The 11,687-nt window shown below is 52.9% G+C and carries 7 protein-coding genes and 1 pseudogene; 2 read left to right on the top strand and 6 right to left on the bottom strand.

Annotated features, from left to right (window positions below; translation table 11 throughout):
- Window positions 1-23: 23 nt before the first annotated feature.
- The 6 genes and pseudogenes from PSQ90_RS07675 to PSQ90_RS07650 all read right to left on the bottom strand — a co-directional run.
- Entirely contained in the window at window positions 24-740 is a 717-nt protein-coding gene (locus tag PSQ90_RS07675) for a GntR family transcriptional regulator (protein WP_282212801.1), read from the bottom strand.
- A gap of 514 nt (window positions 741-1,254) precedes the next feature.
- Window positions 1,255-2,667, bottom strand: coding sequence for a hypothetical protein (locus tag PSQ90_RS07670; RefSeq protein WP_282212800.1), 1,413 nt, complete (start codon window positions 2,665-2,667; stop codon window positions 1,255-1,257).
- A 129-nt stretch (window positions 2,668-2,796) separates the two neighbouring features.
- Window positions 2,797-4,005, bottom strand: coding sequence for an acyltransferase family protein (locus PSQ90_RS07665; protein WP_282212799.1), 1,209 nt, complete (start codon window positions 4,003-4,005; stop codon window positions 2,797-2,799).
- A gap of 669 nt (window positions 4,006-4,674) precedes the next feature.
- The gene (locus tag PSQ90_RS07660; protein WP_282212798.1) at window positions 4,675-5,589 is read right to left on the bottom strand and encodes a hypothetical protein; all 915 of its coding nucleotides are present in this window, start codon (window positions 5,587-5,589) and stop codon (window positions 4,675-4,677) included.
- A 268-nt stretch (window positions 5,590-5,857) separates the two neighbouring features.
- On the bottom strand, window positions 5,858-6,808 hold the full coding sequence (locus PSQ90_RS07655; protein ID WP_282212797.1) for a polysaccharide biosynthesis protein: 951 nt from the start codon (window positions 6,806-6,808) through the stop codon (window positions 5,858-5,860).
- Between the two features lie 521 nt (window positions 6,809-7,329).
- A pseudogene (locus PSQ90_RS07650) lies at window positions 7,330-7,725 on the bottom strand (aldehyde dehydrogenase family protein); the annotation flags it as partial.
- Window positions 7,726-8,628: 903 nt separating this feature from the next.
- Between PSQ90_RS07650 and PSQ90_RS07645 the strand changes: the two are divergent.
- Window positions 8,629-9,735: a glycosyltransferase family 4 protein gene (locus PSQ90_RS07645; protein ID WP_282212796.1), complete on the top strand. Its 1,107-nt coding sequence runs from the start codon at window positions 8,629-8,631 to the stop codon at window positions 9,733-9,735.
- Window positions 9,736-9,925: 190 nt separating this feature from the next.
- A complete protein-coding gene (locus PSQ90_RS07640; RefSeq protein WP_282212795.1) occupies window positions 9,926-11,680 on the top strand; it encodes a hypothetical protein in 1,755 nt (584 codons plus the stop codon).
- Window positions 11,681-11,687 lie beyond the last annotated feature (7 nt).

The raw sequence follows: 11,687 nt of genomic DNA, 5'->3' as shown, positions 1-11,687 counted from the left end.
TCAGTAACGTCCATAGAAATCAGTTATACGCTCAACTGCATTGCTGAGATTGGCAGCCGATGGGCGATCGAAAATAACTTGGGATTGGACCAGTGACGCGAAACGATGGGGATGCGACCGCGAGCATCGTGCACGCGGACCGAGCCATAAAGGATCGCTTTTCCCAGAGCCACGTTCAAAATCGTGGCTTCTTCTTCAGTGGCATTGATCGCTGTGTTCCAGGTTTCCAGCTCGGCGCCTTCGCCACCGATCTGATCGGCTAGTGCTGCCAGTAGGTTGTGGCTTGCCTGCCAATCTATGTTGTCGCTGCGGATATGGGGTGCAAGATAGTGATCGATCAGGACCACTGGCTGGTCGTTGGCGCAGAACAGCCAGCGCAGATGCACGACTTCGGTTTTGGGCGGGATGTCCATCTGGGTCGCCAATTCCTCGTTAGCGGCCACCCGGTCTCTGACCAATTCGCGCAGCGAAGGGTCTGCTCCTGTCATTTGCACCATGCCCCAAAAGGTCGGTCCGTTGATCAGATTGTTCATGATCGGGGGGCGGGCGACGAAGGTGCCGATGCCGTGCTTGCGGATCAGCACACCTTGCGCCGTCAGGGTCGCATAGGCCTCGCGGATAGAGTTCCGGCTGAGCCCCAGTTCCTTGGCCATATCGATTTCGGCTGGCAGCTTGGCACCTGAGCCCAACTCGGCATCGCTGAGATACCTGACGATCATGGCGCTGGAACTGCGGGACATAGGCGGCTCGCTTCAAAGGTTGGACGTCCTACCTGTGCACATATGCGGTAACCTGTCAAAGCCATTTTGCAGTCGTGTTTTGGAGAGACGACGAATTGGTGATACCACCGGCCGCCATTCGGGTGCCGTTACGTGACATAGAACAATTGCGATAAATTCGAGTGCCACGCCGACCGGCGCCTATGCGTTGATACAGGGCGCCGACATATTTTTCGCCTTTGATACCTTCCTGAAAAGGCATCGCCCCTTCGGGGTGCGAACGGTCCGTTCTGGGGTGCGTTGGCTACGTTGCTGCACTGAACCGAAACGATGGAGCTTCGTCGTTTGAGGTCTGCTCCAGGCGTGTAATTGAACGCTCCAGCCTATCCGCTCACACAGCATGATGTCATCGGTCTGAAACGCGTTAGCGCGTCGTCGTTCGGCAACACTCGGCACTCCTGCCACTTCTCATCCCACAGGCACTCTGGAGACGGACGACAGCTTCCAGAGCAAGGCCAGCCGCACCGTCGGGAATTCACTCTGGGTAGGGGTCAACTGTTGGATCACGTGGCGTCACCACTTTGCTCATTATGACCAAACTCACCCAACACAGAGAAATTGGGACGATCATCCAGAGGTAACCATCCAGAAGAGACGAATCTACTTTAATCAGCAACGCCCAGATGGACACGAGGAAGATGCAGTAGAGAAGTTGTATCAATAAAGACCTAGAGTTGTTTATGACGGCATAGATGCGTGTCATGCAATACGCGATGCAAAAAATTGCCAAGGGTGCAAGGAAGCCAAAGTTCAGGATGGTTTCGCCGATGATCCCCGGAGTTGGCCCGCCGTTTTTTTCGGGAAAATATGCATTAAGGATTCGATACCCAACCGACAGTGGCGCCGCATCGGGCTCACCCACGCGCGAGCCGGCCAAATTGATTATCCAATCGAAGAAAGTGGTGCCGTAGGTTAATTGCAAACGTTTCTCAATAAGTCCATGGACGATTAAAATAATTTGCTGCAAATCCGGCACGTTTCCGCCGCCAATAAGGGCGCGGAATACATATTCCATCTTCTCCATAACGGGCGATAAGTTACCAAATATGGAAGGAGTCGATGTAAAATTTGGAACCGGATCGGCGAATAAAGGAAATTGTTCCGGCTTCCCAATATATGCATAGCTCGTATATTCTCGGAAAAAATAGTATCCAACATTAATTGGCAATAATACGACCAAACTACTGCCGAAGGTTTTCCAGCCCGCATAACCTCTCGTGACATATACGAAAAACAATAATGCCGAGAAAAGGTATGCATTGGCGTAGGCTATGCGGCCGGTTGACAGTATTACGAGGGCAGCCACGGGCACGAAGGCCAGGCTCAGCCAATTCAGTCGCCTATCCTGTATCCACGTCAGCAACCACAGCAGCGCCCCACCGTAGACAAAATGAAATGGAAGTGCGCTTAACCCCGCTGCAGCGACCAGGTGCGGATATGCACCGACCTGGCCGATCATCGGCATGACTCCGCCAGCGACCCTGTCGGCGAAATAGAAATAATATGCCAAGCCCAAAAGTATCAAAGCCACTGCAGATACCTTGCCGAATACCAAGACAGGGGCAGGCAGAGCTTCTTTCACGCTGCTCTTTTTTAGAGGGCCTGAGTGCCGGTCGCCCAGCTTGAATCCGAGATTGAACACAATAAGCCCAATCGCTGCAATTAGCAGCGCCATCACAAACCAGCCCCGGCGGCCCTCGGCGTCAAACCCTGCCAGGTTGAGAAACGTGGCGTTCTGATACCCAAACGCAGAATAGTAAAACCCCGCTACCGCATATCCAACGAACCCGAGATTGGTCCAGAATGCCGGGTGAAGCGCGTCTCTGCGGTACAGGTACATCCCGAAGAGCGACCCTGCTAGCAGAACAAAAGAAAGGGTGATCTCCAAGTCAATTCCAATAGCTAAGCGCCTGCAGCGCGATCAGAGTTCAGAGCTTTCTGATACTAACAAGCGCGCTAATGCGCAACCAAACACCGGCGTGCCATGGATGATGTTGCACATTCGAACACCACTCGCCTAGTGCTCAAACCGACGCTTCCTATATCCAATGCGCCTTGCGTATCTACGGCCAACAGCCTGAGACGGCAGCTCAATGACATGATGTATCGCTGTGGCAATGGCTACCGAAGAAAGGGTGGCGGCGAGTATCGCAGGAACATAATCCCAACCTCTCAATAACAGTGCATACATTAGTATATAGCCCGCCACGGCATGCACCACGTAGAGAGGGTAACTGATATCCGCAAAGAAAGCTGTGATTGGATGTGGCCGGAAATATTCCCCTAGCCGCATGCATATGAAAAAAATCGGTATGGAAGCAGAATAACCTAAGAATGCTCCAATTGATTCATTCGACTGAAAATCAGACCACAAATAAGAGAATAAAATATAGTGAACTAGTATAGATGGGAAGACAACATATCTTGATATCTTTTTAGTGAATAGAAGGTGCAGCGTTGCGCCAATAAACATCAGACACATAAATTGTGCCGACAATGCAAACGGTCGCGCCACCCACGCAATCATCGGATGCCAACTTTCCAGAGTAGGTTCTACGATGAAATACGATTTTTGAAAAACAGTCAAAATTAGTGGCATCAAAACAATAACAAAAGTTTTATTTATAAAAAATGAAGATAGTATCGCTGCTACGATGTAAAATTTCACCTCGACTTCTAAAGTCCAAATAATTCCATCAATATTTGGAGTTTGAAAATGATCCCGTAGTCCCGGGATATAGTGAATCATGATGTCAGGATTACTGAATGGCCATTCAATTCCACTCAAATTTGTACCTAAAAACAATATAATCAGGGTTACGGTAAATCCAGCGGCATACGTAGGAAGTAATCGGAATGCGCGCGCAATTGCAAACGAGAAACGATTTCTGTTAAGTAGCGAGAAAGGGATGACGAACCCGCTGATCAAAAAGAAAAGGCCTACCCCTAGAGCGCCCCAGTTGATCCAGGGACTGAAATGCAGCCACTCGACGAGCGTTGGCGTTGAGAAATTTTTAGGCAGCGGCGGTAAGAGGGTGTAGCGCGAAACGGCATCTCGATTGGTCCAAAACACACCGAGATAGTGCGAGATCAAGACGAGCATGGCAGCGACGCCACGCAGTGTATTGGCAAACTCGATTTTTACCCGCTTTGCTGACCCTGTTTGCGTTGTTTCTCGGTTAGGGTGCATATGTATCTGTGCGCTCTCATTCATCGTGCGGCCCATGTTGATTGCCTCAGCGTCGGGTCGTTATGTTCAAGACTTTCTCAACCTCATCGAGCGTCTTGCCAACCGCCGTGTCCGTCAGAGCTGGATGGACCCTCAGGGCCATTTCCCAACTTGCAGGAATTTTTTAGGGTTTCGTTTGGTGTTGTCGAAAGCGTGTTCCAGATACACCTCGGATTGGGACGCATGCATGCAACGAACGCCTTTCTTGACAATCTTACCGATTATCCGATCACGTGACCAGCCTTCAGCCAGCATGTCCGGTTTCACGACGGTAGTCGGCGTGACGTTATTCGCCAGGTTTTTCCGACAGTCGCTTCCGCGCTAGCCGGCGTTCAGTGTCAATCACGCGGTAGTCGAATTTCGGTTGCCGGTCCTGCGCAAAGGGTATTACTCCGAATCATCGTGGGGATGGACCGTGGTGAGGTGAGCAATCATGCGGATCGTGCCTGACGGGTAGAGGTCGGGTTCTGATCGAGGTCATTGGCGAAGCGTCGGTCTCGACAATTGGTGGAAAGCGCTTCCCAATGCTTTACCCAATTGCCGATAGAGCGCCCTAACAGAACAGTTCGGGAATTATTGGCCGGGTCTGAGCGGAAATTCTCAACAAGCCGCATGAGGTTCCACGTATTGGCGGATTGCAGAGTTCCCTAGTGCATTCCGAAATATCTAGCCTACCGCTTCGGCGAGCACCTGTATCTGATCGTGGAATGGGGGAAGCGACATACCTTCACTTCTCTGATTGGTCTCGCACGAGTGGTTGCGAATGAAGGTGGCGATGGCCTTGTCATCCATTCCGGTCGTGTCCACGACACCCTGAACTGGCATATTGTACAGGACCGTCTTCGCCATCGCCTGCGCGTCCCTCACCATCCCCGAATATGCGTCATGTGAAACCAACCTAACATAAACGTCATTGGCGGCTAATATTTCGAGAGGGTTCCCAACCCACCCCAGGAATTCGACGTTATCCGGAACGACCTCGTTCACCGGCACTTGCTCCTGCGTCATTCCCATGATGGTCCAGCTTGTATCTGGCAGCAGGGAAGCCAACCGCATCAGGCGGGCGCCATACTGGCTCTCCCAAGTCGAAGGGAGAAGGTAACAGCACACAGTCGTCTGATCGTTTTCTCGAACCGAGCTGCTGCGCATGGAGGCAGCGATGCTTGTGTTATATGGAAATAGAACGGGTGATGCGTTCACGCCCAGCGCTCGCAGCTCATCAACAAACCATGGCGCTCCAGCGATATGCCGGGCACGTGTGAAGGCCCAAAGTTGGCGCAAGGAACGGCTGCTCCCGTGCTTTGCAGCCACAACATCTCCCCCAATCCAGTAAAGGATGATGCCGCCATCGCGCCGGTGCAGTACCCAATGAAGTGTGACGACGGCCCAGATCATGAACTTTTTGAACGTCAGATCACCCCCCAGCCCTACGACGAGGACATTTCGCGATGGTTGGAAGAATATACGGCACATCTGCAAGGGACGGTGGGCCACCTGATCTGCGCCATAACCGCGTGCACTGAGTTGCGCTGCCAGGTAACCCGCCCAGTATTGGCTTCCTACTATGAATACATCCCTCAACCCACTGACTTCCTAGTTGAAAAAACGTATATGGAAAATACAAACACTGCGAAATACAGAGCCATGAACACGGATGTGTATTGAATTGTCTCAATAAATGAGGTCCCAATTTTGGCGCTGCAGAATATTATCGCGGGGTATGCGAGTGAACCCACTATGGCGATCGGCGCGCTTGCTCGGTAGTGCCCCGTTGCCCACGGAATTGGGGCAACGGAACCACCTACCAGATATGCGCCAAAATAAAGCGCCGAGGCGCTGCATAGGCTAGCTAGCAGCGGCCAGTTCTCGCCAAAGAAAACTCCAAGCAGGGGGGCAATACTGTCACAGATGCAAATGCGAAAGCTGCGCCAACGAGAGTCACGTAGAGGAATGAGAGTCTGAGAAATCTGCGTCGATCGGCAAAAGCGGTATCGATTACCTGACGTTGAAGAACACGCCCAACCGATTCAGCAACGATGGCCACCGGCCCTCGCAAAATCCTGCCAAGTAGAACGTAATGGCCCAATGCCGCCGCGCCAAAGAACGATGCAATTGCAGTCATCGCAAGGGACTCTTGCAGGGCCGAAACGACAGATTGGGGGCCGTTAAAGACAAGAAAGGACCGATAGCGGCCGGCCATCGCTTTCATCCTCCTAGTGGATATGTAGGGGGCAGATGAAAGTAGCCATTCCCGGTTTCCAGCAACTGAGACCATGGCTGATGCGACAAGGCCCATGACCGTGCTGGTGCCTAAGACATATGGGTTGGGATCGACAAGCGCCCAAAGGATCACCAGTGCCTGCGTCACGACTGCCATCGCAATCCTGGACAGCGCTATGGTTCCATAGCTTCTCGTATATGTATTCAGTTCCGTCAGCGAGGCAACAGATGCCTGTGCCACAACAAGTGCACCAATCAGAACAGCGTCTTGTACGGAAACTGCCGCACCTAGCAGGCTTGCCAGCAATAGCACAATGATCGTTCCAGCGGCGGCGACTAATGTCAGCGTCGATGCCAGAGCCAGCAGATTTGCTACGCGAGATGTTCTCAGTGCCCTGATATAGGCCACTTCGAATCTCCCCGTTGCGAGGACGGCGATCGGTGAAGATATTGCCAATTGAAGTCCGAATTCCCCGAAGTGCTCCGGAGACAGGAGATTTGCAGCAATCACAATTCCGAGGAAGGTGATGGCTTGCGAGGCAGCTGTACCGCCTGCCAACGTAAACATCTTAACGAGCATTGGCAGGGCACATTCCGATGTAAACGAGAATTGAGGTTCTAGCTGACCAGGCGGACGAGGCCACATATGCCGACCGGGTGGGCCTGTCAAGGTTGCGAATATATGCGGTTCTGGTTCTCGTGTAGCGGGGCGCCGACCATATGTCGGTCGCAAATTAGTCTGCGGACTTTATTCGACGCTGTGACAAGCTGGCAACCGAACAATTTGCAAAAACGCTCGATCATTCGCACCGAACTGGACCTTTCGAGCCTTCACTTCGATCAGCGTTTTGCACAATATGGCGTCGACAAAAATCGCCTCCCCTGCGCTCGTACGCTGTCTACAAGAAAATTCGCACCAGTCTTGTCGCACAGTGCGGTTTCTGAAAAAGGATTTGTGCAGCCGACATAAAAACGCCGGGACGTCGCCGCCCTGGCGTTTCTGGGTTGAAAAGTGTTCACCCCAATGTCGGCATGACGAATTCGGGGTTGGAGCGCATGCCCGATGGCCAGCGCGTCGTGGTGGTCTTGATCCGCGTATAGGTGTTGAGCTGTGACCAGCGGGCCCATTTCGGTGGTGCGATCAGACGCTGGTCCAATCTTGAGCGCCTTGATCTGAGGCACCAACCTCTCGATGAGGGCGTCAGCGACGGCATCGGTTACTGGAACCGCCACGGAAATTGCCATGCAACGTTCCCCGGCCGATCCGAATGCCGCCCCCATAAGGGCAGCCTCCGCCATGTCCAGATCCGCGTCCGGCATGATGATAATATGGTTTTTGGCGCCGCCCAATGCCTGAACACGCTTGCTGTTCACTGTACCCTTCTGGTGGATATATTGAGCGATCGGGGTCGATCCCACAAAACTGACGGCCTTGACGTCGGGATGGTCAAGCAACCCATCCACGGCGACCTTGTCCCCTTGCACGACATTGACCACGCAGGCCACGCGGCCTTTGCAGCAGCAACAGCATGCCATTTTATGGTCGGGAGATCATCGGACCTTGTACCAGTCTTGCCCGAAAAGTCGGTGACGCGATCCTATTGGATTGCCTGGCATGAATCGCTGAACCGAGCTGATCGCGTTCAGGCGGTCGTTCATTTCATATCCAGTCAGGTAGACGACGCCGGCCGCGACTATTGGTTGGGGCCGGGAAATAGTGCCTGGGTCAGGGCCTAATCCACCGCTACGCCATGCTGCCCACATAGACGTGGTTTCACCCTCAGAAACGGCACTGCTTTCAGCCCCGGTGAGACTCATTTATATTTCGCCGATGCACCCAAAACGCGCCGTTCACGACACCGACGGTGTTGGTATTAAAAGCAACTAGCTGGCTGGTCGATCTATAAAGCCCTGTTTTGCGAGAATACGGCGCGACCGAGGCGTTCGCCTATATCGGCTCGATCTCTGAAGATCGGAACAAATACTCCATTGGCAGATGGTCGTGCGGGGCTTGTGGAAACCCGTCCCCTCTTGACGTGTTAACGTTGCCGATCAGGCTGTTTGAGTATATTCAGCGGGAATGTCGGCCATTCTTTGGATTTCCCACTATGGCGTGAAATCGTTGATGGCGCGCAGTTTGGGATGCTGGTTGCTCCGGCCAACACTGACGAATTGGATCAAGCTATGCTGTGGAACTCGACGACCCACAAGGAGCTCGGCCAATGGGTGAACGCGGGCGAAGTGCGGGTGTTGAGCGTTATAGCTGGGATCTTGAATCAGAGAACTACTCGCATGCTATCTATCATTCGGTTGCAAAAATTCCAGCGAAGGCAGTAGAAAGAAACAAGAAAGCTTAAGGTAGTTGCATTTCATGAATATAGAGCGCCGGGTAAACAGCACATGATTGTGCATTTCACCACAGTGCACCCACGCGATGATTCACGGATCAGGTCGAAGCAGGTCAACACTCTTGCACGAGAGCTGAAAGATGAGGTTGTTCTTTTCGTTCAGGACGGGCTTGGCGATGAGGTGGATAAGGATTTTGGCTACCGTGTGATTGACACGGGGCCGCGACTGGGCCGTCTGCGACGTGCGACTGTTGGTGCCTGGAGAATGATATCAGCAGTACGACAAATGAAGCCAACTGTTGCTCATTTCCATGATCCCGAACTCCTGCCGTGGGCATTATTGCTGCGCCTGTCTGGCATCAAGGTGGTATATGACGTCCATGAGGATGTGCCACAGCAGATATCCCGCCATCCAAGCTTGCCCCTCTGGGCAAAACACCTTTTGCCACCAGTCGTTAGTTTGGTTGAGTGGGTTGGTGCCAAATTTATCAATGGCGTAGTTACGGTTACGCCTACGATAGCTGCTCGCTTTCCAGCGCACAAAACAGTCCTTGTGAGGAATTTTCCTCTGCTTGATGAGCTGCATGAGCCCGATGCCACACCTATGTCCGAACGCCCCAAAGAGTTCACCTATATCGGCTCGATCTCTGAAGATCGAAACATATATTCCATGATCGAAGCCGTGGCACGTGTGCCTGGTGGGCCGGCCGTGCTTCGCCTTGCCGGAGAGTTTGCCGCACCCGAAACACAACAACGCGCTCAACAGATGCCGGAATGGAACAGCGTCAAATTTGACGGTTGGGTGTCGCGTGAGGGTGTCGCCGGGATATTGGCAGATGGTCGCGCGGGGCTTGTGGTACTAAAACCCGTCCCTCATGAGATGTTAACGTTGCCGATCAAGCTGTTTGAGTATATGGCAGCGGGAATGCCGGTCATTTCCTCGGATTTCCCACTTTGGCGCGAAATCGTTGAAGGTGCGGGGTGTGGGGTGCTGGTTGATCCGACCAAGACTGACGAATTGGTTCAGGCCATGCAGTGGATACTCGACAATCCACAAGAAGCCCAGGCAATGGGTGAGCGCGGGCGAAGTGCGGTTGTTGAGCGTTACAACTGGAACCTTGAAGCCCTGTCGCTTCTGGAACTCTATCGGCGTATCTAGGGGTTGGATTGCGGACTGCGCCTTCGACGACGCTCGCGATTACAGGAAAGCTCCGAGGCTGCAAATTATGTCATAAGTCGGAATAAATGTGCCGCAAATGGCGAGTTGAGATAACGGAGAAATATTTCTGATGTGCGGTATTTTTGGCGTTGTTTCGCCGACAACCATTTCCAACGCCGATTTGTTGGCGTTGGCCAAACACGCCCAGCAACGTGGGCGCGACTCCAGTGGCCTGTTGTTCCATCGCGCTGACAGCTATCACATTCACCGAGCAGACTATCCGATTGGTAAGTTGCTGCCAGAAGCGGGAACTTTCGATGCCGGCGTTGTAATGGGGCACAGTCGTCTCATCACGAATGGTCTGGGTGATAACCAGCCGGTGCTCCGCGAAGACATCTGTGTTCTCCACAATGGCATAATTGTGAACCACGAAGCCATTTGGGAGCAGATTGGGAAGGTTCGTGAACTGCAGGTCGACACCGAGGTTATATCTGCTATTGCCGCCGCGCATCTTGAACAGGGCGGAGCGGTGCAGGATATCCCGGCGCGGGTACTCGATTTGTGCCGTGGCGTAGTCGCCTGTGCCCTTGCGTTGCCGAGATTGGGCAAGCTTTGCCTCTTTTCGAATAATGGCAGCCTCTATGTCGGTACGAAAAACGAGGCAACTTACTTCTCGTCGGAAAGCTACCCGCTCAGCCAGCTAGGCTGCGAAGGCATAACTCAAGTCCTCGAGCACGCAGTCGTTCTCGATATTCCCGTTGTTTCCACCGGGTTTGTCGTCGTCGATCAGGAACAGCGCACGACCGATCTCATCCCGGCATTTACCCACTGTGCAGCCGAGGAAAAGCTTCTGGTTTTTCCGCAGCACAATCTGCGGCGTTGCACCAAATGCGTGCTGCCAGAGACGATGCCTTATATCCGCTTCAACGATGAGGGCATCTGCAACTACTGTCTCAACTACCGGTCGCGGAACAAGGCCAAGCCAAAGGAAGAGCTTTTCGCCCTTGTTGAGCCCTACCGCCGCGCCCATGGCAATGATTGTATTGTGCCGTTCTCCGGCGGACGTGACAGTTGTTATGGACTGCACCTGATCGTCAAAGAACTCAAGATGAAGCCCCTCACCTACACCTATGATTGGGGCATGGTAACTGATTTGGGCCGGCGCAACATCAGCCGCATGTCGGCCGAAATGGGCGTGGAAAATATCATCGTGGCTGCCGACATCACGCAGAAGCGCGAGAACATCAAGAAAAACCTGCGTGCCTGGTTGAAGTCACCGCACTTGGGAATGATCAGCATCCTGACTGCAGGCGACAAGCATTTCTTCCGTTATGTCGAGACCATCAAGAAGCAAACAGGTATCAGCCTCAATCTCTGGGGAATCAATCCTCTTGAAGTGACGCATTTCAAGGCGGGTTTCCTCGGTATTCCTCCCGATTTTGAAGAAGAGCGCGTTTACCAGAGCGGCGCCATGAAGCAGATCCGTTATCAAGGGCTGCGTTTCGGGGCCATGTTGCAAAGCCCAGGCTATTTCAACAGCTCGCTGTGGGATACGATTTCTGGTGAATATTATCGAAGTTTCGCCCAGAAAACTGACTATTTTCATGTGTTTGACTATTGGACATGGGAAGAGGGGGCGGTTGACGCTTGCCTCAAGGAATACGATTGGGAACTGGCACCCGATACCAACACCACTTGGCGTATCGGTGATGGCACTGCCGCATTCTACAACTATATTTATTACACCGTTGCTGGCTTTACCGAACACGACACTTTCCGCAGCAATCAGATTCGCGAAGGACAGATCACGCGCGAGGAGGCTATGACCTTGGTCGAAGACGAGAACAGGCCGCGCTATACCAACATCAAGTGGTACCTGGATGCCGTCGGTCTCGATTTCTCGGAGACCATCGGCGTGGTGAACAATATTCCGCGCCTGAGCTGATCGCGCT

The organism is Devosia rhodophyticola, from assembly GCF_028816475.1.
GTDB lineage: Bacteria > Pseudomonadota > Alphaproteobacteria > Rhizobiales > Devosiaceae > Devosia > Devosia rhodophyticola.
The sequence above is the reverse complement of the archived record's forward strand: the minus strand, read 5'-3'. Positions and strand labels throughout refer to the sequence as shown.